Source organism: Nocardia sp. NPDC059177 (assembly GCF_042755165.1).
Classification (GTDB): Bacteria; Actinomycetota; Actinomycetes; order Mycobacteriales; family Mycobacteriaceae; genus Nocardia.
The window spans coordinates 1-20,598 of record NZ_JBHZBX010000041.1 but is presented as its reverse complement, the minus strand read 5'-3'; the positions used below and the strand labels follow the sequence as shown (position 1 = coordinate 20,598).

Sequence of the window (20,598 nt, the reverse complement as noted above, 5' to 3'; positions counted from 1 at the left end):
CGGCCGGGTCGCCGGTTAGGCGCCGTTTCGTAGGCGACGAAGGAGCAAGAAACGGCGCCTAACCGGCGGCCCCCAGGGGCCGCGACCTCGAGCGCGCCAGCGCTCCAACAAACACTGTCAGCCGGGCCGTCTAAGCTGCCACCGTGCCCGAACTTCCTCCCGTCACCGACCTGCTCGCCACCGCCGTGCATGCCCTCGGTGGCAAGGAACGTGCCGGCCAGACCACGATGGCGAGTGCGGTCGACCATGCCATCGACACCAAGGAGCATCTGGCCGTACAGGCCGGGACCGGCACCGGTAAGTCCCTGGCCTACCTCGTGCCCAGCCTGCGGCACGCCGTTCGCACGGGCCGCACGGTGGTCGTCTCCACCGCGACGATCGCCCTGCAACGTCAGCTCGTCGACCGGGATCTGCCGCGCCTGGCCGAGGCGCTGAAGCAACCGCTGGGGCGGGCGCCGCAGTTCGCGATCCTCAAGGGCCGCAACAACTATCTGTGCCTGAACAAGATCAACAGCGTGATCCCGGAGGACACCGGCGGCGAGGCCGAACTGTTCGACGCGTTCGCCATCTCCCGGCTCGGCCGCGAGGTGCAGCGCCTCAACGAGTGGGCCTCCGACACCGAGACCGGCGACCGTGACGAGATCGCACCGGGTGTCACCGATCGGGCCTGGCGCCAGGTCAGTGTGTCCTCGCGCGAATGCCTGGGCAAGTCGCGCTGCCAGTTCGGCCAGGACTGCTTCGCCGAGAAGGCGCGCGCGGAATCGGCGCAGGCCGATGTGGTGGTGACCAATCACGCGCTGCTGGCCATCGATGCCATCAGCGGTATCCAGGTGCTGCCCGAACACGATGTGGTGGTGATCGACGAGGCGCACGAGCTGGTCGACCGGGTCACCGGGGTCGCCACCGCCGAGCTGGCGCCCACCGCGATCAGTGCCGCCGCCCGGCGCTGCACCAGGCTGATCGACGAGCGCGAGGTCGACCGGCTCGAGGGCGCCGCCGAGGCCTTCCACCAGGCCATCGAGGAGTTGCCCGCGGCCCGCTGGGACAGCCTGCCCGACGGTATCGCCCCGGTGCTCGCGCTGGTCCGTGACGCCGCCTGGAACGCGCGCACCGAACTCGCGCCGCAGGGCAGTGTCAAAGCGTCCGACGACCCCGACAACGCCGCCGCCCGCACCATGGCGGTGGCCGCGCTCGACGATGTCCACGATGCCGCCGTGCGCGCGCTGACCGCCTTCGAGGAGGCCGACCCGGCCGCCCGCCGTGATGTCATCTGGCTCTCCGCCGACGAGGTGCGCGGCGTCGCCCGGCGCACCCTGCGGATGGCGCCGCTGTCGGTGGGCGGGCTGCTGCGCAGCAGGTTGTTCGGCACCGCGACCGTCGTGCTCACCTCGGCGACCTTGCAGATCGGCGGGTCCTTCGACGGTCTGGCGATCACCTGGGGACTGCCCTCGCAGTCGGGCGGCGGCCGGGTCGATCCGGCGCTGGCCAACGGCGCCACCGCCCCCGCCGACACCGAGTCGGTGCGCTGGAGTTCCCTGGATGTGGGTTCACCGTTCGACCACGCCAAGTCCGGCATCCTCTATGTCGCCAAGCATCTGCCCGCGCCGGGCCGCGACGGCCTGTCCCCGTCCTATCTGGACGAGATCGAGCAGCTCATCACCGCCGCGGGCGGCCGCACGCTCGGCCTGTTCTCCTCGATGCGCGCCGCCAAGGCCGCCACCGAGGCGCTGCGGGAACGTCTCGACACGCCCGTGCTGTGCCAGGGCGACGATTCGATGGGCGCGCTGGTGCGTAAGTTCGCCGGCGACCCGGCCACTTCGCTGTTCGGCACCCTCACCCTCTGGCAGGGGGTGGATGTCCCCGGTCCGTCGCTGAGTCTGGTGATCCTGGACCGGATTCCGTTCCCGCGCCCCGACGATCCGCTGCTCACCGCACGGCAGCGGGCGGTGGAGTCGCATGGCGGCAACGGGTTCATGACTGTGGCCGCCAATCATGCCGCGCTGCTGCTGGCGCAGGGCACCGGGCGGCTGCTGCGCAGTGTCGACGATCGCGGCGTGGTCGCCATTCTGGATTCGCGTCTGGCCACCGCCCGCTACGGCAGCTATCTGCGCGCGTCGCTCCCGCCGTACTGGGAGACCACCGATCCCGAGGTGGTCGCCAAGGCATTGCGCAGGCTCACCGCCTCCTGAGTCACGGGGGATTGCACACCGAGTCTTGCGGTTCACCAGACGACAGCTTGAATTCGCTACCCGGCGAACGCAAGTCGTGAGAACGTGTGCTGATGATGCACCACGCTGACGGCGAGGTACTCGGCGAATTTCTGGTCAGCGCAAGATCTTTGGCCGAGTACCGCGCGATGTTCCAACTCTCCGACGACGACCTCGCCGGTCGCCGCATCCTCGATTGCCCCGGCGGTGCAGCGAGTTTCGCCGCCGAGGCCAGCGCCCTGGGCGCCGAGGTGACCGCGATCGATCCGATCTACGCCACCGCACCCGCCGAACTGGCCGCCCGCGCCACCCCGGAAACCGAACGGGCGGTGGCCTGGGCGCGCCAGCACGCCGACCGCTATCGCTGGGACTGGTACGGCGGCACCGACGAACACGCCGCCATCCGCCTCGGCGCGGCCGCCCGTTTCGCCGATGACGTGCGCACCGCGCCCGACCGCTACCTCGCCGGTTCGCTACCGTCGCTGCCCTGCCCGGACGATTCCTTCGACCTGGCGCTGAGCTCGCATCTGCTGTTCAGCTACGCCGACCGCCTCGACGCGGACTTCCATCTGGCCGCCCTGCTGGAACTCGCCCGCGTCGCCACCACCGAGACCCGCGTCTACCCCCTGCTCGACTACACCGGCGCGCCACTGGACGACCTGATCGATCATCTGCGGATGGAGTTGCACGACAAAGGAATTCAGACCTCGCTGCGAAAAACCCACTATGAGTTCCACCACGGCGCCGACACCATGCTGACGCTGCAGCCCGCGGCCTGATCGTCGCAGGTCGATGCCGGTCCGCTCGCGCGGACCGGCACTCGGGCCCGCCCCCGCGAGTTATAGATTCCGCCTACCGAAGGCGAGCCGCCGACCGGTACCACCCACCCGGCGTTGTACGTTCTTAGTCGTGCATACGATGCGAGCCGGCCGGTAGCACGGCCGTGGCGGAGAGATCTCGACGCGTGGAACTGCCGCGCACCACCCTGACGCTCATCCTGCTACTCGGTACCGCCGTCCTAGGCGTGACATTGCTGTTCACCACCATGGACCCCTGGATGGACAGCGGTGGCATTCTCGTCGGCGGGCTGGACGTCCACATCTACCGTGACGGCGGCTGGCGGTTGCTGCACGATCGCGCGCTCTATCTGGAGCCGACGCACTACGGCCTGCTCTACACCTACACACCGTTCTCGGCGGTGGTCTTCCTGCCGCTGCTGCTGGTGCCGTGGGGCGCGGTGACCACCACCTGGCTGGTGCTCAATCTTGCTGTGCTCTTCGGTGTCGTGCTGCAGAGCTGGCGGATGCTGGGCTACCGGATCACCGGGCACCTGGCCCTGATCAGCGCGCTGATCGCGCTGGCCTGCACCTTCGCCGAGCCGGTGCGCACCACGCTGTACTACGGGCAGATCAACCTGTGGCTGATGCTGCTGGTGCTGTGGGACTTCTCGCGCGGCGAGCACAGCCGGCTGCGCGGCATCGGCGTCGGTGTCGCCGCCGGCATCAAACTGACCCCGCTCTACTTCATCGCCCAGTACCTGGCCCAGCGGCAGTGGCGGGCCGCGGCCACGGCGGCGCTCACCTTTCTCGCCACGATCGCCGGGACCGCGCTGATCCTGCCGCGCGATTCCTTCCAGTACTGGACCTCGACGTTCTTCCACTCCGGGCGGATCGCCCCGGATGTGCACCCAGCCAACCAGTCACTGCGCGGCGCGATCGCCCATCTCACCCACGGGCCGGCGCCGATCTGGCTGTGGCTGTTGATCGCGGTGCCGATCGCGCTGGTGGCGCTGTGGCTGTCGGCGGAGCTGGCCCGCCGCGACGAGCCGCTGCTCTCGGTCACCGTGGGTGGACTCACCGCGTGCGCGGTGTCCCCGTATTCCTGGGGCCACCACTGGGTCTGGTTCGTGCCGCTGCTGGTCTACCTCATCCATCGCGCACAGACCCGGCCGCGCTGGTGGCTGGCCGCCGCGGTCCTCTACCCGGCGATCGCCGCCTGGACCTACAGTTACACGCCCACCTGGGTCAGCGTCGGCACCTTCCTGCTCCCGCCGTGGTGGCCGCTGGCGCAGGTGCTGATGAACATCTACGTGGTGCTCTACCTGGTCACACTGGTGAGCCTGGTCGTCGCCGTGCGCAGGCGGCCGCGGGGAATCGACCCGATCGTCATCGATCCCCCTGCGGCCGTACCGGATACGCGGGTCCTGGCCCCGGTCGCGCCGCTACCCGCACGCCCAGTCGAAAATGCCTGACTCCAGGTCGAGTTGGGCGTTGCCGCCGCCGAAGTTCATCCCGGCGATCTCCTCGATCTCGAGGTAGTACGCCGTCAGCCCCTCGGGCAGCGCCTGCACGGGGAAGGCGGTACCGCCGAGGTGGCAGCGGCCGAACAGCGGCTCGGCCCAGGGGTTCCAGCCGGAGTCCTCGGTGAGCGGGTCCTGATAGCGGGTGTCGGTCTCGTATTCGACCGGCGGGACACCGATATTGGGGTCGCCGGTGCGCTCGGCCAGCCAGATGCCGACGGTGGGGTGCACGTCGTCCCAGGCGTTGCAGCCCTCGTCGCTCGCGACAGGTGACCCCGGCGGGCGGATGTCGGCGGGCGGGGCCACCGGACCTGCCGCGAATTCCGCTTCGGTGAGCCAGATCAGGGCGAAGGCACCGCCGATCTCGTCGTGCAGGATCCGCAACTGCGGGTGCAGCCGGGTGCCGACGAGCTCGCGCGCCAGCGGGTCGTCGGCGGACGCGTCGGGCACCACCGGATCCTCCGCGTCGGCGAACTGCCCCTCCCCTTGGAAGAACGCGATCGCCGGAAACCCGGGCCCGCGACGCTGGTAGTCGGCGGGCAGCCGCAACGTGAACGCGTGCATCATCGGCAACCCGGTGACCGGCCCGCGCGGCCAGCTCGCCGCATCAATGCCCGGTCCCTCACTACCGATCCACCCGGAACGCACCGGAGCGTCCAGCGTCAGCGGTTCTCCACCGGGCACCTCGGCCAGCTTGTCCGCCGAATCCCCGAACCCCAGGTCGTACGCCTTCATCGCGACTCTCCTCTTCCCTGTGCGGACGCTGTGCCGAGCGCACCCTCACAGGCGGCCCGCCGACGAGGGTAATCGCTCGTGCCGACATCCGGCCGTCCTGCGCCGACCCGCAGATGACACGCCGATGAAAAGGCGGCGCGGCAACCGAAGTCGCCGCGCCGCCCGAATACCGAACTCAGCTCAGAGGACAGCCTTGAGCAGCAGGGTCAGCAGACCGGTGCCGATGCCGAGCGCGACGGCGGCACCACCCCAGACCAGGCCCTGCCGCGCCCACGGCCGCCCGTGGTCCAGGGAGAACCGGCCGGGGCCGGTGAACGCGAGCGTGACGGCCGGGATGGCGAACAGCAGTGCGGTCTCGTAGCCCTTGCCGGTGAGCAGGCCACCGTCGAAGGTGAGGTTGATGGCATTGACCATGGTGCCCAGCACCACGGCCGAGGCCAGCGGCGTCAGCACGCCGAGCAGCAGCGCCAGCCCGCCGGCGAACTCGGTGAGACCGGCCAGCGTGCCGAACACCTCGCCCGGGTTGTAGCCCATGGCGGTGAAGCCGTCGGCATTGGCGCGCCAGCCCTGGCCGCCCCACCAGCCGAACAGTTTCTGGGCGCCGTGCGCGGCGAACAGGCCGCCGAAGCCGACGCGGAGGACGAGCAGCCCGATATCGGTGGAGAGGATGGTGTCGGTGGTCGGGGTGGTGGTGTCGGGAGTGGTGCGGGTAGCGGTGTCGGTCATCGTGTCCTCGTCTGCGATTCGATACATGCCCGCAACCGGACTTCGGTCCGGTTGCCTTGTTCGGTCAACTCCGGGTCCGGCGCGGCTATTTCCCGTCCGGCCATCCGGATCTGTGACGGTGGTCACGAGGCCAGCAAAAAGGCCGCCCAGCGGGGCGGCCTCTGCTCGACATCGTGGTGCCGATCCTTACATCGTCGCGAAGCCGACGACCTCGGCGGTCGAACCGTTCAGCGCGGCCTGCAGTTTCGCCTGCAACTCACCGGTCGACGGAGTGGCCGGCGCGGCGATCGCGGCCGGCGCGGCGACGACAGCCGCGGTGACGGGCGCGAAAACAGTGGCGGCGGCCAGCGATACGGCGGCGAGTGCGCGCTTCATGAACTTCCCCTTCCAGATTGGCGAGGTAAGCCTAACCTATTCTACGAGGAAGAAGAAGTAGCCGAGGAACAGCACCATCAGCGCCCACATGGCCGGGTGCACGTCCTTGATCCGGCCCTTGGCGACCATCACCACCGGATACAGGATCATCCCCATGGCCAGTCCGTTGGCGATCGAATACGTCAGCGGCATCATGATCACGGTGATGAAGGCGGGCACCGAGTACTCGAGGTGCTGCCAGTCGATATCGCCCAGCGCGCGGGCCATCAGCACACCGACCACGATCAGCGCGGGCGCGGTGAGCTCACTGGATCCGGCGATCACCGAGAACACCGGATAGCAGAACATCGCGAGCAGGAACCAGCCCGCCGTGGTCACCGCGGTCAGCCCGGTCCGGCCGCCTGCGGAGACACCGGCCGTCGACTCCACGTACGCGGTGGTGGTGGAGGTACCGATGATCGCGCCCGCGGTGGTACCGACGGAGTCGGCGGCCATCGCACTGGCCGCGCGCGGCAGGGTGCCGTCCTTCTTCAGCAGCCCGGCCTGGTTCGCGACGCCGATGAGGGTGCCCGAGGCATCGAAGAAGTCGACGAACAGCATGGTGAGCACCACCACGATCATCTGCCCGGTGAACGCGTCGGGCAGATGGATGATGGCCTGACCGAAGGTCTGATCCAGGCCCTTGGGCAGTTCGGCGATCGCGTCCGGAATCCCGACGAGGCCGGTCACCATGCCCAGGATCGTGGTGGCGACGATGCCGTAGAGCACCGCGCCGTGCCAGCCGATCACCAGGAAGACCACGGTCACGACCAGCCCGAACAGCGCCAGCATGGTGGTGCCCTTGGTGAAGTCGCCGAGGGTCACCAGGGTGGCCTCGCTGTCGACCACGATGCCCGCGTTCTTCAGGCCGAGGAACGCCACGAACATGCCGATGCCCGCGCCGACGGCGAATTTCATCTGCAATGGGATGGCGTTGAGGATCCGTTCCCGGACCTTGGTGATCGCCAGGATGAAGAAGATGACACCCGAGAGCAAGGTGCCCGACAACGCCACCTGCCATGGGATGCCCATGCTGAGCACGACCGTGTAGGCGAAGAACGCGTTGAGGCCCATGCCCGGCGCGAGCGCGATCGGGTAGCGCGCCCAGATACCCATGACCAGCGTGCCGAAGACCGCCGCCACCGCCGTCGCGGTGAACACCGCCTGCATCGGGATGCCCTTGTCGCCGAGGGCGCCCTCGTCACCGAGGATCGACGGATTCACCGCCAGCACATAGGACATCGCCAGGAACGTGACCGTGCCCGCCATGGCCTCGCGCCGGAAGGTTGACCCACTCGACGAGACACCGAAGTATCCGTCGACGCGCCGTCGGGCGCGGGTGAGGACGTCGCTGGCCATGACTCTCCAGTCCGGGTGTTCAGAGAAGAAGGATGCCCAGGAACGGTAGCGGAAAGTTCACTGATCCCCGCAACCCGTCATCCGTGTCCCCGCTCACGATCAGCCGCCCGCGATCACCACCGCGCCCAGCTCGGCATCCGAAGCCAGCAGCGGGTGCCGCGGCAGTACGCGCACGGTGTAACCGACCGCGCCCGACAGCGGCACCGGCGTCTTGATGTCGTAGAGCTGCAACCCGTCGTCGGCGCCGGTGTGCAGCATCTCCACGGTGGTGGTGTCGGAGAGGTCGTCGGCCGGTGAGACCCGGCCCAGCACCGCCTGCACCACCACATCGGCCGGGCTGAGCCCGCCGAGGTCGACGCGCGCGTGCAGCCACAGTTCCGCGCCGATCACCGGCGTATCGGGCAGCCCGGAGCTGTCCACCTGGGTGACCCGCACCGACGGCCAGGCCGCCTCGACCCGGCGCCGGTACTCCGCGACCTGCGCGGCACCGGCGAAACCGTCGGCGGCGGCCCGCCCGAACGCGGCGGCGGCCGGTCCGTAGTACTGCTCGGCGTAGTCGCGCACCATCCGCGAGGCCAGCACCTGCGGGCTGGTGGTCTGCAAGGTGTGGCGCACCATCTCGGTCCAGCGGACCGGCACGCCCGCGCCGTCGCGGTCGTAGAAGCGGGGCGCGACGGTGCGTTCGACGAGTTCGTAGAGGGCGGTGGCCTCGAGGTCGTCGCGGCGGTGCTCGTCGCGCACGCCGTCGGCGGTGGGGATGGCCCAGCCGTTGTCGCCGTCGAACATCTCGTCCCACCAGCCGTCCCGGATGGACAGGTTGAGCCCGCCGTTGAGCGCGGATTTCATGCCGGAGGTGCCGCAGGCCTCGAGCGGGCGCAGCGGATTGTTCAGCCACACATCGCAACCCCAGTACAGGTAGCGGGCCATCGACATGTCGTAATCGGGCAGGAAGACGATGCGATGACGCACCTCGGGGTCGTCGGCGAAGCGCACGACCTGCTGGATGAGCGCCTTGCCGCCGTCGTCGGCGGGGTGGCTCTTGCCCGCGACGACCAGCTGCACCGGCCGCTCGGGGTCCAGCAGCAGTGCGCGCAGCCGTTCGGGGTCGCGCAGCATCAGCGTCAGGCGCTTGTAGGTGGGCACCCGGCGGGCGAAGCCGACGGTGAGCACGTCCGGGTCGAAGACGTCGTCGATCCAGCCCAGTTCGGCCTCGGCCGCCCCGCGCTGGCGCCACGAATCACGCAGTCTGCGGCGGACCTCGGCGATGAGCACGCCGCGCAGGGTGTTGCGGGTCGACCACAGCTGCCCGAGGTCGACATCGCTGAGCTTCTCCCAGCCGCGCGCCTCCTCGACCAGCTCGGGCCCGACCAGTTCCCTGGCCTTGTCGAGCCATTCGCGCGCGGCCCAGGTGGGCGCGTGCACGCCGTTGGTGACCGACCCGATCGGCACCTCGGCGGCGTCGAAACCCGGCCACAGCGCGGCGAACATCTCCCGGCTGACCTCACCGTGCAGCTTCGAGACGCCGTTGGCGCGCTGCGCCAGCCGCAGACCCATGTGGGCCATGTTGAACACCGACGGATCGGCCTCGCGCCCGAAGGCCAGGATCCGGTCCACCGACAGCCCGGGCAGCAGCGCGGAGTCGGATTCACCGTGCGCGCCACCGAAATACCTGCGCACCAACGGCATCGGGAACCGGTCGATCCCCGCGGGCACCGGAGTGTGCGTGGTGAACACGGTACCGGCCCGGACCGCCGCCAGCGCGGTGTCGAAATCCAATCCGCCCGCGACGAATTCGCGAATCCGCTCGACCCCGAGGAAGCCCGCGTGCCCCTCGTTCATGTGGAAGACGTCAGGATCGGGCAGACCGGTGGCGCGGGTGTAGGCGCGCACCGCCCGCACCCCGCCGATACCGGCCAGGATCTCCTGCTTGATCCGGTGGTCCTGATCGCCGCCGTAGAGCCGGTCGGTGACCGCGCGCAGTTCCGGATCGTTGTCCGCGATATCGGAATCCAGCAGCAGCAGCGGAATCCGGCCCACCTGCGCGATCCACACCCGCGCCCGCAGCACCCGGCCCTCCGGCATGCCGACGTGGATCAGCACCGGCGACCCGTCGCTGGTCAGCAGCTTCAGCGGCAGGCCCTGCGGGTCCAGCGCCGGGTAGTGCTCCAGCTGCCAGCCGTCGGCCGAGAGCGACTGCCGGAAGTAGCCCGAACGGTAGAGCAGCCCGACCCCGATCAGCGGCAGCCCGAGATCGGAGGCCGCCTTGAGATGGTCACCGGCGAGGATGCCCAACCCGCCCGAATAGTTCGGCAGCACCTCGGTGACGCCGAACTCCATCGAGAAGTAGGCGATGCCGGCGACCTGGGTGCCGGTCTGCTCCTGGAACCAGCGCGGCCGGGCCAGATAGTCGCGCAGACCCTGCGCCTGGGCCTCGACACGCGCGGTGTAGCCGGGGTCGGCCGCGAGCGCGTCGAGGCGCTCGGCGGGTACCTCCCCGAGCATGCGGACCGGATCCTGACCGACCGCGCGCCACAACCCCGGGTCGAGCTCGGCGAACAGATCCTGCGTCGGGCCGTGCCACGACCACCGCAGGTTCGTCGACAACTCACCCAGCGCGGCGAGCCGCTCCGGCAGATGGGCACGAACAGTGAACCGACGAAGTGCCTTCACCAGCGGAAGGCTATCCGATCGCGAGCACGCGCGCGCCGTCGCGCAGCCGAATACAGTAGGTTGGGGCAGGTGAGCGGCCGGATTGCCATCGACGACATCGCACCGTCCATCCCGGGCGGGCGACCGGCCAAAGCTGTCGTCGGGGAGGTTTTCCCGGTGCGCGCGGTGGTGTGGCGCGAGGGTCACGACGCGGTAGCGGCGACGCTGGCGGTGCGGGCACCGGGTTCATCGCGGATCATCCGGATCCGGATGGCTCCCGAGTACGAGCCCGATGTCTTCAATGCCGTGTTCACCCCCACCACGCCGGGCCTGTGGACCTTCCGGGTCGAGGGCTGGAGCGACCCGATCGCCACCTGGCGGTCCGCGGTCGAGGCCAAGCTCGGCGTCGGGCAGAGCGCCGCCGACCTCGCCAACGACCTCGAGCTGGGCGCGCGGCTGTTCGAGCGGGCGGCGCAGGCGGTGCCGAAGAAACAGTTCGAACGGTTGCGCGCCGCCGCCGCCGCGCTGCGCGGCGACGACCAGCTGCCCGCCCGGGTGGCACCCGCCTTCAGCGCGGAGGTCGCCGAGATCCTGCGGGCGACGCCGCTGCGCGAGATGGTCACCCGCGGCGCGCAGCACACCGTGCTGGCCGAACGCCGCCGCGCCCTCGTCGGTGCCTGGTACGAGTTCTTCCCGCGCTCCACCGGCGGCCGCGACGCCGACGGGCGTCCGGTGCACGGCACCTTCGCCACCGCGGCCCGCGATCTGCCCCGCATCGCGGGCATGGGTTTCGACGTGGTCTATCTGCCGCCGATCCACCCGGTCGGCGCGGTCAACCGCAAGGGCCGCAACAACGCGCTCACCACCGAACCCGGCGATGTCGGCTCCCCCTGGGCGATCGGTTCGGCCGACGGCGGCCACGACGCCGTGCACCCGGATCTCGGCACCGAGGCCGACTTCACCGCGTTCGTCACCACGGCGGCGGGTCTGGGCCTCGAAGTCGCCCTCGACCTGGCGTTGCAGTGCGCGCCCGACCACCCCTGGGTCGCCGCGCACCCGGAGTGGTTCACCACGCTGCCCGACGGCACCATCGCCTACGCGGAGAACCCGCCCAAGAAGTACCAGGACATCTACCCGGTCAATTTCGACAACGATCCCGACGGCATCTACGCCGAGGTCCTGCGGGTGGTCCGGCACTGGATCGCGCTGGGCGTCACCATCTTCCGGGTCGACAACCCGCACACCAAGCCCGCCGACTTCTGGGAGTGGCTGATCGCGCAGGTCCGCTGCACCGATCCCGAGGTGATTTTCCTGTCCGAGGCGTTCACCCGCCCGGCGCGGCTCTACGGTCTGGCGCGGCGCGGATTCAGCCAGTCGTACACGTATTTCACCTGGCGGGTCCACAAGTGGGAACTCACCGAGTTCGGTAACGAACTGGCCGCCAAGGCCGACGAGGCCCGCCCCAACCTGTTCGTCAACACCCCCGACATCCTGCACGAGAGCCTCCAGCACGGCGGGCCCGGCATGTTCGCCATCCGCGCCGTCCTCGCCGCGACCCTGGGCCCGACCTGGGGTGTGTACTCCGGATTCGAGCTGTTCGAACACGAGGCGGTCCGCCCCGGCAGCGAGGAATACCTCGACTCGGAGAAGTACGAACTGCGGCCCCGCGATTTCGCCGGCGCGCTGGAACGCGGTGAGTCGCTGGAACCGTGGCTGACCCGGCTCAACGAGATCCGCCGCAACCACCCCGCGCTGCAGCAGTTGCGCTGCATCCACTTCCACCACGTCGACAACGACGCGCTGCTGGCCTACTCCAAGATCGACCCGGCCACCGGCGACGCGGTCCTGGTGATCGTCAACCTGAACCCGTATGCCACCGAGTACGGCCATGTCTCACTCGACCTGCCCGCGATCGGCCGCGAATGGCACGACCACCCGGTGGTGTTCGACGAGGTCAGCGGCGAGGAATACCACTGGGGCCAGCGCAATTTCGTGCAGCTCGACCCGGCGAGGGCGGCCGCGCACGTCCTCGTGCTGCCCGCTGTCCCCGCCGAAGCCCGTGCGCCACTGGCCTATCGCCGGACTTTCTGATGCAGCGCCGCGACCTGATGCTGCTGGCGGCGGGCACCCATCCCGACCCGCACACCGTGCTCGGCGCGCATCCGCAGGCCGAGGGCACCGCGGTCCGGGTGCTGCGCCCGCACGCCGAGACGGTGACGGTGCTCGTCGGCGCGGACGAACATCGCCTGCGTTCACTCGGGCACGGCGTCTTCGCCGCGGTACTGCCGTACCCGCACATCGACGACTACCGGGTGCGCGCCGACTACCCCGGCGGCCCGACCGTCGTCAGCGCCGACGGCTACCGATTCCTGCCCACCGTCGGCGAATTCGACCTGCATCTCATCGGCGAGGGCCGCCACACCCGGCTCTGGGAGGTGCTCGGCGCGCACCCACGCCACTACACCACCCTCGACGGCGATGTCGACGGCACCTCGTTCGCCGTGTGGGCGCCGAATGCCCGCGGCGTCACCGTCTTCGGCGATTTCGATCATTGGAGCGGCACCTCGGCGCCGATGCGCGCGCTGGGCGGCTCCGGGGTGTGGGAGGTGTTCGTGCCGGGCGTCGGGCCGGGCACCCGCTACAAGTACCGGATCCACGGTGCCGACGGCCGCGTGGTCGATCACGCCGACCCGCTCGCCTTCGCCACCGAGGTACCGCCGGCCACCGCCTCGGTGGTGACCCGCGCCGACCACGTGTGGACCGACAGCGACTGGCTCGACCGGCGCGCCCGCACCGACGCCATCCGCGCACCGCTGAGCATCTACGAGGTACACCTCGGCTCGTGGCGTCCCGGCCTGGGCTATCGCGAATTGGCCGAGCAGCTGGCCGATCACGTGCGCGCCACCGGCTTCACCCACGTGGAGTTGCTGCCCGTCGCCGAGCACCCGTTCGGCGGATCCTGGGGCTACCAGGTCACCTCCTACTACGCCCCGACCTCCCGTTTCGGCAGCCCCGACGAGTTCCGCCACTTCGTCGACCACCTGCACAACGCGGGGATCGGCGTCCTGCTGGACTGGGTACCCGCGCACTTCCCGCGCGACGAATGGGCACTGGCCCGTTTCGACGGCACCCCGCTCTACGAACACCCCGATCCGCGCCGCGGCGAGCAACTCGACTGGGGCACCTACGTTTTCGATTTCGGCCGCAACGAGGTCCGAAACTTCCTGGTCGCCAATGCCGCGTTCTGGATCGAGGAGTTCCACCTCGACGGCCTGCGCGTCGACGCCGTCGCCTCGATGCTGTACCTGGACTACTCGCGCCCCGACGGCGGCTGGGAACCCAACATCTACGGCGGCCGGGAGAACCTCGAGGCCGTCGGCTTCCTGCAGGAACTCAACGACACCGTGCACCGCGCCTACCCGGGCGTGATCACCATCGCCGAGGAATCCACCACCTGGCCCGGCGTCACCCGCGGCACCGATGTCGGCGGCCTCGGTTTCACCATGAAGTGGAATATGGGCTGGATGCACGACACCCTCGGCTACCTGGGCCGCGACCCGATCCACCGGTCCTGGCACCACAACGAGATGACCTTCTCGCTGGTCTACGCCTGGAGCGAGAACTACGTGCTGCCGATCAGCCACGACGAGGTCGTGCACGGCAAGGGCACACTGTGGACGCGCATGCCCGGCGACGATTTCGCCAAGGCGAGCGGCGTGCGCGCCCTGCTCGCCTACATGTGGGCCCACCCCGGTAAGCAACTGCTGTTCATGGGCCAGGAGTTCGGCCAGTTCCGGGAATGGGACAACGACCGCGGCCCCGACTGGCACGAACTGGAAAATCCCCTGCACCAGGGCATTTCGGCCATGGTCGGCGACCTCAACCGCACCTACGCCGCGCATCCAGCCCTGTGGAGCCAGGACACCACCCCGGGCGGGCACTCCTGGATCGAGGCCGACGACAGTGCCGCCTCGGTCTTCGCCTTCCTGCGCTGGGGCTCCGACGGCAGTGCGGTGGCCTGCGTGTTCAACTTCTCCGGCGCGACCCGCGAGAACTACCGGATCGGCCTGCCGCACACCGGTTCCTGGCGCGAGGTGCTCAATACCGACGCCCAGGACTACGGCGGTTCCGGCGTGGGCAACCTCGGCGGTGTCCTCGCCGAGGACACCGCCTGGCACGGCCGCCCCGCCTCGGCGACGGTCACGCTGGCTCCCAACAGCGCGGTCTGGCTGGCCGCCGAGCGCTGAACTCAGTCCAGGTCGACCCGGATCGTCAGCAGGTCGGTGCCGAACGTGCGCACCCCCGCGCTGTTGGCGCGCGGGAGCTCCCGCAGCCGGGCGCGCGGATCGTCGTCGGGCACCAGGTGGGCACGGCCGGCGTACCAGCGCCCGCGCAGCCGTACCCGCACCCGGTTGTCGGCCATGATGTTGCGCACGTACTGCGAGCGCTCACCGAATTCGGAGACCAGCCAGAACTGGTCACCGACCCGGCGCCCACCAATGGGAGTGATCCGCGGCTGCCCGCTCACCCGGCCGGTGGTCTCGAGCAACTGCTGGCCGGGCAGTCTGCGCGCGACCCGGTTGAGCGGCCGCTGGAACGTGGTCACGACCCGATGCTGAATGTCGTTCTTGGAGCCCATGACCCGACGGTAGCTCAGGCCTTGTGCGCGACGTAGTAGGTGTTGAGCGGATCACCGTCGACATAGGCGGTGCGCACGTCGGTGAAGCCCGCGTCGGCCAGCATCGACAGTGCCCGCTCCTCGCCCCACACCGTGCCGAGCCCGTCGCCGCCCTGCCCCAGCGACACCGACATGCAGTGCATCGTGGAAATCGTGTACAGGAACGGGCCGAGCGGCAGGTCCAGGTTCTTCTCCAGTCTGCTCGAGGCGCGGATGTCGACCATCAGCAACACCCCACCCGGCCGCAGCGCCCGCGCCATGTTGGCGAGCACCTGCGCCGGATGCGCCTGATCGTGCACCGCGTCGAAAACCGTGATCAGATCACAGGATTCGGGTGCGTCCAGTTCCGCCACGTCCTGCACCTCGAACCGCGCGTTGCCCAGCCCCAGCGCCGCCGCCTCGGCCCGGCCCACCTCTACCGCGTCGGCGGAGAAGTCGTAACCGGTGAACCGGCTCGCCGGAAACGCGCGCGCCATCAGATTCACGGCATGTCCACTGCCACAGGCGATATCGGCGACATCGAGGCCGGCGCGCAACCGCTCCGGCAGCCCGGGTGCCAGCGGCAGGATCACCTCGAGCAGCGCGGCGTCGAACACCTCGGCGCTCTCCTCGGCCATCAGCGCGTGAAAACGCCCGTAGTCCTCGTAGGACAGGCCACCGCCGGTGCGGAACCGCTCCACGATCTTGGGTTCCACCTCACCGAGCTGGGCGATGAACTGCATGAACCTGGCCAGATTGTCCGGGCCCGCCGCCCTGGTCAGGCTCGCGGCGTGGGCGGGCGGCAGCGTGTAGGTGGCGGCGGCCGGGTCGTAGTCGACGACGCCCGCGGTGGTGACCGCGCCGAGCCATTCGCGCACGTACCGTTCGTTCAGGCCCGCCGCGGTGGCGAGTTCGGCGCTGGTCGCGCCCGATGTGGCGGCCATGGTGTCGAACAGCCCGACCTGGTGTCCCATGCTGATCATCAGGGCGGCGCCGGCGTGGTCGAGCATCTCGACCATCGATGCGGCGAAGGTGTCCACGGCGGTCTGGTCGACCGCGGCCGAGTGGTCGAGTGAAGTCATGTCGTACTCCTCGCGTTCGGCTCGCGGCCCCGTGCCGCGAATCTATGAGGAGATACGGCGGGGCCGTCCGGGCAGTTCAGCCCGGACGGCCCCGAAGAGTTGTCGGTGGTCAGTACAGCGCGGCGGCCAGCTTGCGGCGGGCCGCCACGACGAACGGTTCGGCCTGGTCGAACAGCTCGAACAGCTCGAGCAGCCGGGTGCGCGCCGCGGTGCGGTCATCGCCTGCGGTGCGCTTGACCAGCGCGATGATCCGGTCGAAGGCCGCCTCGGGACGCTGTTCGAGCAGCTCCACATCGGCGGCGTCGAGGCAGGCCGCCACGTCGGCCGGGTCGGCGTCGGCGGTGGCGACCACGGCCGGGTCGAGCTGCTGGGCCCTGGTCAGGAAGCGCAGCTGGCGCAGGGCCGCCTTGGCTTCCTCGTTGCCGGGTTCCTCGGCCAGGATGGCCTCGTAGGCCGCCTCGGCGCCGGCGATGTCGCCCTCGGACAGCTTGTCCTCGGCGGCGACGAAGCGCGGGTCCTCGACCTCGGGCTCGGGCCCGGTGCCGGTGCCCTCGAGCTTGCCCGCGGTCGCGTCGATCACGGCGTCGAGCCACTGGCGCACCTGCGCCTCGGGCTGCGCGCCCTCGAAGTCGGCCAGCGGCTGCCCACCGGCCACCGCGATCACCGTCGGAATGCCCTGCACGCGCAGCGCCTGGACGATGTTCATATTGGGTTCGGCTTCGATGGCGGCCAGATCCCAGGCGCCGCTGTCGTCGGCGACGAACCGTTCCAGCGTGCGCACCAGCTCGACGCTGCCCGGGCTGCGCTGCGAGTACAGCGCGACCACCACGGGCACCTGCATCGAGCGCCGGATCACCTTGGCCTCGAAATCGGCCTCGGTGACCGCATGGTTCCCCGGGGCGGCGGCCGCCCCGCCGGGGGCGGCGGGGGGCTGCTTCAGCGCGGACAGATCCACCGCGCCGGACATTGCGGCGGCGACGGCGGGCGAAGGACGACGGGCAGCGGGTCGAGTCACGGTTTCCAGTTTGTCACGAAGCGCTGGCCGAGGTCTTGCCCGCCTGCGCGCTGAGCTCACCCAGCTGACCGGTCCGCACCGCCCACACCTCGAAAAGGACGGTGAACAGCGGCGGAATGCTCGACGCGAGCGCCAGCAGCGTGGTGGTGACCGACCACTTCAGCTCCCGCGCCGTCAGCAGCGCCGTGATGACGAACAGCACGAAGATCGCACCGTGCACCGGCCCGAAGATCTTCACACCGATCTCGTTGCCCTCCGCGGGCAGATACTTGAACGCCATACCGGTCAGCAGACCGATCCAGGACAGCGCCTCGAGCACCGCGAAGAACCGGAAGCGACTGGCGGTGGACCGCAGATCGAAGAAACCCATACCAGCCATTGTGCAGCATGATCTACGACACCGAGTAGTTGGACCGCTCACACAAACGGGCCTCCGCGCTCGTCAGCGCGAAGGCCCGTCAGCCGTCGAAAATCAGGCGGGCACCCGAATGATCAGCGCGTCACCCTGACCACCACCGCCACACAGCGCCGCAGCACCCACCCCACCACCGCGACGCTTCAGCTCCAGCGCCAGGTGCAGCAGGATACGCGCGCCCGACATGCCGAGCGGGTGACCGATGGAGATGGCACCACCGTTGACATTGACCTTCTCCGGGTCGTACCCCAGCTTCTTGGTCGAGGACACCCCCACAGCCGCGAAAGCCTCGTTGATCTCGATCAGATCCAGCTCCGCCGGCGTGATGCCCTCCTTGGCGCAGGCGGCCAGGATGGCATTGGCGGGCTGATCCTGCAGCGTCGAGTCCGGACCAGCGACCTGACCGGCGGCGCCGATCTCGGCGATCCATTCCAGCCCGAGCTCGATGGCCTTGGCCTTGCTCATCACGACCACCGCGGCCGCGCCGTCGGAGATCTGCGAGGCGGTGCCCGCGGTGACGGTGCCGTCCTTGCGGAAGGCCGGGCGCAGCTTGCTCAGCGACTCGACGGTGGTGTCGGCCCGGATGCCCTCGTCCTCGGAGACGTAGATCGGGTCGCCCTTGCGCTGCGGCACGGCCACCGGCACGACCTCGTCGGCGAACAGCCCGTTCTTCCACGCGGCGGCGGCCCGCTGGTGCGAGGCCGCGGCCAGCGCGTCCTGCTCCGCGCGGCTGACCTTGTCCAGGTCGTTGCGGTCCTCGGTGAGCAGGCCCATCGCCTGGTCGGTGATCACGTCGTGCAGGCCGTCGTAGGCCATGTGGTCGACCAGGGTGGTGTCGCCGTACTTGTGGCCCTCGCGGCTCTTGGGCAGCAGGTGCGGGGTCTGGCTCATCGACTCCATGCCGCCGGCCACGACGATCTCGTGCTCACCGGCCCGGATCAGCTGATCGGCCAGCGCGATCGCGTTGATGCCGGACAGACAGACCTTGTTGATCAGCAGCGACGGCACATCCAGCGGGATGCCTGCGGCGATGGCCGCCTGGCGCGCGGGCAGCTGGCCGGCGCCGGCCTGCAGCACCTGGCCGAGGATCACATAGTCGACCTGCTCGGGCGCGACACCGCCCTTCGCCAGGGCGGCCTTGATCGCCACACCGGCCAGATCGGAGGCCTTGAAGTCCTTCAGACCGCCGAGCAGCCTGCCGACCGGGGTACGCGCACCGGACACGATGACAGAAGTCGTCACGAAAGCCTCGCATTCATAGAGTCGAACGTCGCCGTGATGCACACGAGCCGAACTCGCGGGCGCCAAGGGCTCCACTCAACGGTAACTTGTATCGCCGCGCGCCCCACACGCAGGTTGGCGCTACCTTCGAGTGGTGACCAACGTGAACTTCATCCCCGCCGACTACGTCATCGCCGTCGACCATGTGGGCATCGCCGTGCCCGACCTCGATGCCGCCGTCGCCTGGTACACCGACAATCTCGGCATGGTCGAGACCCACCGCGAGGTCAACGAGGCCCAGGGCGTGGTCGAGGCGATGCTGTCGTGCCCCGCCGCCGCCGACCGCGCGACCGCCCTGCAGTTGCTGTCGCCGTTGACGCCGGAGTCCACCATCGCCAAGTTCATCGATCGCAGTGGTCCCGGCCTGCAGCAGCTGGCCTACCGCGTCACCGACATCGAGGCGGTTTCGGGCTTCCTGCGCGAGCGCGGCATCCGTTTGCTGTACGACGCCCCCCGGCACGGAACCGCTGATTCCCGCATCAATTTCATCCATCCGAAGGATGCTGGCGGTGTGCTGGTCGAACTCGTGGAGCCCAACCCGAATGTTACGCACTAGTACAGAGACCGGGCCGGTAAATCTCGGCGAGATCACAATCACGGTCGAGTCTCCACACGGTCGCTCGAGGCTGTATTTTGTGTGCCATGTCGTCACCTGAGTCCGATCGCAATCGCTTCGTTGCGCTGCCCTTCACTGTTGTGCGCAAGGGTTATGCGCAAGACGAGGTGCGCAACTACTTCGACCGCTTCGACGCGGAGCTTCGCGTCACCGCCACCGACCGGGACGCTGCCGCCGCGCAGGCCCGGAATCTCGCCAGCCAGCTGGAAGACGCGCGGGACGAGATCGATGAGCTCCGCAAGGAGGTCGACCGGCTGTCCGTGCCGCCGACCACCGCCGAAGGTATGTCCGACCGCATCTCGCGCATGCTGCGCCTCGCCTCGGACGAAGCGTCCGAGGTCCGTGCGCTGGCGCAGGCCGAAGCCGCCGAGATGGTGTCGATCGCCGAGCAGCAGGCCACCGAGATGCGTGGCAAGTACGAGTCGCTGCTCGCGGAGACCAAGGAGAAGCGCGAGGCGCTCGAGATCGAATACGAGCAGACCCTCGCCAACGCGCGCACCGATTCCGCCAAGATCATCGAGGCCGCGCAGGCCGATGTCGAACGTCTGGGCAAGGAGGCCGACGCCAAGCGCAAGGCCACCCAGCAGGACTTCGAGGCCACCATGAACGATCGGCGCACCAAGCTGACCCGTGCCATGGAGGAGCTCGAGGCCACCAGCCGCGCCGAGGCCGCCCAGCGGATCAAGGACGCGACCGACGAGGCCAACCGTCTCATCAGCTCCGCCACCCAGACCTCCGAGCGCAAGATCGCGCACGCGAAGGAACTGGCCGAGGAGATGCGCGTGCTGCGCGGCCGGGTCCTGGCCCAGCTGCTCGGTATCCGTGGCCAGCTCGATTCGGTGCCCGCCATGCTCGCGGCGGTCAACCGGGAGAGCGAACTGCTCGACGGCGCCCCCGAGCGCAAGTCGATCGGCAACAACGGCAACAACAAGTCGGTGTCGGGCTCGCGCCAGACCAAGGCCATCCCCGAGGTCGCCGACGCCGACGAGGACATCGTCGACGAGGACCGCGAGAGCGCAGACGTCAGCAACTGACGTCGGACCTGCGACCTGAGTTTGGTCAGGTCACCAGAACTTTCGGACCTGTATCGCCTTGACCTGGTGTGATGGTCGCGTGAAGCGGCGGTTTCACGCACTAACGGCC

Annotated in this window: 17 protein-coding genes; 7 read left to right on the top strand and 10 right to left on the bottom strand. The window is 69.4% G+C overall.

Features of this window, described 5'->3' with window-relative positions; translation table 11 throughout:
- Positions 1–143: 143 nt before the first annotated feature.
- The 3 genes from ACFXK0_RS28830 (at position 144) to ACFXK0_RS28820 (ending at position 4,458) form a co-directional block, all read left to right on the top strand.
- The gene (locus ACFXK0_RS28830) at positions 144–2,189 is read left to right on the top strand and encodes an ATP-dependent DNA helicase (RefSeq protein WP_379414238.1); all 2,046 of its coding nucleotides are present in this window, start codon (positions 144–146) and stop codon (positions 2,187–2,189) included.
- A gap of 92 nt (positions 2,190–2,281) precedes the next feature.
- Positions 2,282–2,986: a hypothetical protein gene (locus ACFXK0_RS28825; protein ID WP_379414237.1), complete on the top strand. Its 705-nt coding sequence runs from the start codon at positions 2,282–2,284 to the stop codon at positions 2,984–2,986.
- A 185-nt stretch (positions 2,987–3,171) separates the two neighbouring features.
- Complete coding sequence (locus ACFXK0_RS28820) at positions 3,172–4,458, top strand: glycosyltransferase 87 family protein (protein WP_379414236.1); 1,287 nt, start codon at positions 3,172–3,174, stop codon at positions 4,456–4,458.
- Here ACFXK0_RS28820 and ACFXK0_RS28815 read toward each other — a convergent pair.
- The 5 genes from ACFXK0_RS28815 to glgP form a co-directional block, all read right to left on the bottom strand.
- Positions 4,429–5,241, bottom strand: a complete 813-nt coding sequence (locus tag ACFXK0_RS28815; protein ID WP_379414235.1) for a hypothetical protein — start codon at positions 5,239–5,241, stop codon at positions 4,429–4,431. The genes ACFXK0_RS28820 and ACFXK0_RS28815 overlap by 30 nt on opposite strands.
- A gap of 180 nt (positions 5,242–5,421) precedes the next feature.
- On the bottom strand, positions 5,422–5,967 hold the full coding sequence (locus ACFXK0_RS28810) for a DoxX family protein (protein ID WP_379414233.1): 546 nt from the start codon (positions 5,965–5,967) through the stop codon (positions 5,422–5,424).
- 186 nt (positions 5,968–6,153) lie between these two features.
- Entirely contained in the window at positions 6,154–6,342 is a 189-nt protein-coding gene (locus ACFXK0_RS28805; protein WP_379414232.1) for a hypothetical protein, read from the bottom strand.
- Positions 6,343–6,378: 36 nt separating this feature from the next.
- Positions 6,379–7,740: an NCS2 family permease gene (locus ACFXK0_RS28800; RefSeq protein ID WP_379414230.1), complete on the bottom strand. Its 1,362-nt coding sequence runs from the start codon at positions 7,738–7,740 to the stop codon at positions 6,379–6,381.
- Positions 7,741–7,839: 99 nt separating this feature from the next.
- Positions 7,840–10,410, bottom strand: a complete 2,571-nt coding sequence (glgP, locus tag ACFXK0_RS28795; protein WP_379414229.1) for an alpha-glucan family phosphorylase — start codon at positions 10,408–10,410, stop codon at positions 7,840–7,842.
- A gap of 69 nt (positions 10,411–10,479) precedes the next feature.
- On the opposite strand from glgP, the gene ACFXK0_RS28790 reads away from it, so the two are divergent.
- Both ACFXK0_RS28790 and glgB read left to right on the top strand, forming a co-directional pair.
- Positions 10,480–12,480, top strand: coding sequence for a maltotransferase domain-containing protein (locus tag ACFXK0_RS28790; RefSeq protein ID WP_379414227.1), 2,001 nt, complete (start codon positions 10,480–10,482; stop codon positions 12,478–12,480).
- Positions 12,480–14,636 (top strand): 1,4-alpha-glucan branching protein GlgB, encoded by a 2,157-nt coding sequence (glgB, locus tag ACFXK0_RS28785; protein ID WP_379414226.1) that lies wholly within the window; start codon positions 12,480–12,482, stop codon positions 14,634–14,636. The genes ACFXK0_RS28790 and glgB overlap by 1 nt, the downstream gene beginning before the upstream one ends.
- A gap of 2 nt (positions 14,637–14,638) precedes the next feature.
- On the opposite strand, the gene ACFXK0_RS28780 is transcribed toward glgB, so the two are convergent.
- The 5 genes from ACFXK0_RS28780 to ACFXK0_RS28760 form a co-directional block, all read right to left on the bottom strand.
- The gene (locus ACFXK0_RS28780) at positions 14,639–15,028 is read right to left on the bottom strand and encodes a nitroreductase/quinone reductase family protein (protein ID WP_379414225.1); all 390 of its coding nucleotides are present in this window, start codon (positions 15,026–15,028) and stop codon (positions 14,639–14,641) included.
- A gap of 14 nt (positions 15,029–15,042) precedes the next feature.
- Positions 15,043–16,128, bottom strand: a complete 1,086-nt coding sequence (locus ACFXK0_RS28775; protein WP_379414224.1) for a class I SAM-dependent methyltransferase — start codon at positions 16,126–16,128, stop codon at positions 15,043–15,045.
- A gap of 109 nt (positions 16,129–16,237) precedes the next feature.
- Complete coding sequence (locus ACFXK0_RS28770; protein ID WP_379414240.1) at positions 16,238–17,095, bottom strand: tetratricopeptide repeat protein; 858 nt, start codon at positions 17,093–17,095, stop codon at positions 16,238–16,240.
- A 61-nt stretch (positions 17,096–17,156) separates the two neighbouring features.
- Positions 17,157–17,522 (bottom strand): DUF3817 domain-containing protein, encoded by a 366-nt coding sequence (locus ACFXK0_RS28765; protein ID WP_379414223.1) that lies wholly within the window; start codon positions 17,520–17,522, stop codon positions 17,157–17,159.
- A gap of 93 nt (positions 17,523–17,615) precedes the next feature.
- Positions 17,616–18,800, bottom strand: a complete 1,185-nt coding sequence (locus ACFXK0_RS28760; protein WP_379414222.1) for an acetyl-CoA C-acetyltransferase — start codon at positions 18,798–18,800, stop codon at positions 17,616–17,618.
- Positions 18,801–18,933: 133 nt separating this feature from the next.
- Here ACFXK0_RS28760 and mce point away from each other — a divergent pair, with 133 nt between their 5' ends.
- Both mce and ACFXK0_RS28750 read left to right on the top strand, forming a co-directional pair.
- Positions 18,934–19,395: a methylmalonyl-CoA epimerase gene (gene mce, locus ACFXK0_RS28755; RefSeq protein WP_379414221.1), complete on the top strand. Its 462-nt coding sequence runs from the start codon at positions 18,934–18,936 to the stop codon at positions 19,393–19,395.
- Positions 19,396–19,481: 86 nt separating this feature from the next.
- On the top strand, positions 19,482–20,489 hold the full coding sequence (locus ACFXK0_RS28750) for a hypothetical protein (protein ID WP_379414220.1): 1,008 nt from the start codon (positions 19,482–19,484) through the stop codon (positions 20,487–20,489).
- The last annotated feature ends 109 nt before the right edge of the window (positions 20,490–20,598 follow it).

What these genes read in the sequence shown, in the direction of transcription:
- ACFXK0_RS28805 (WP_379414232.1), bottom strand. Translation starts at nt 6,342, where the DNA reads ATGAAGCGCGCACTCGCCGCCGTATCGCTGGCCGCCGCCACTGTTTTC.
- ACFXK0_RS28815 (WP_379414235.1), bottom strand. Translation starts at nt 5,241, where the DNA reads ATGAAGGCGTACGACCTGGGGTTCGGGGATTCGGCGGACAAGCTGGCC.
- ACFXK0_RS28800 (WP_379414230.1), bottom strand. Translation starts at nt 7,740, where the DNA reads ATGGCCAGCGACGTCCTCACCCGCGCCCGACGGCGCGTCGACGGATAC.
- ACFXK0_RS28825 (WP_379414237.1), top strand. Translation starts at nt 2,282, where the DNA reads ATGATGCACCACGCTGACGGCGAGGTACTCGGCGAATTTCTGGTCAGC.
- ACFXK0_RS28810 (WP_379414233.1), bottom strand. Translation starts at nt 5,967, where the DNA reads ATGACCGACACCGCTACCCGCACCACTCCCGACACCACCACCCCGACC.
- ACFXK0_RS28765 (WP_379414223.1), bottom strand. Translation starts at nt 17,522, where the DNA reads ATGGCTGGTATGGGTTTCTTCGATCTGCGGTCCACCGCCAGTCGCTTC.
- ACFXK0_RS28750 (WP_379414220.1), top strand. Translation starts at nt 19,482, where the DNA reads ATGTCGTCACCTGAGTCCGATCGCAATCGCTTCGTTGCGCTGCCCTTC.
- glgB (WP_379414226.1), top strand. Translation starts at nt 12,480, where the DNA reads ATGCAGCGCCGCGACCTGATGCTGCTGGCGGCGGGCACCCATCCCGAC.
- ACFXK0_RS28775 (WP_379414224.1), bottom strand. Translation starts at nt 16,128, where the DNA reads ATGACTTCACTCGACCACTCGGCCGCGGTCGACCAGACCGCCGTGGAC.
- ACFXK0_RS28770 (WP_379414240.1), bottom strand. Translation starts at nt 17,095, where the DNA reads ATGTCCGGCGCGGTGGATCTGTCCGCGCTGAAGCAGCCCCCCGCCGCC.
- ACFXK0_RS28780 (WP_379414225.1), bottom strand. Translation starts at nt 15,028, where the DNA reads ATGGGCTCCAAGAACGACATTCAGCATCGGGTCGTGACCACGTTCCAG.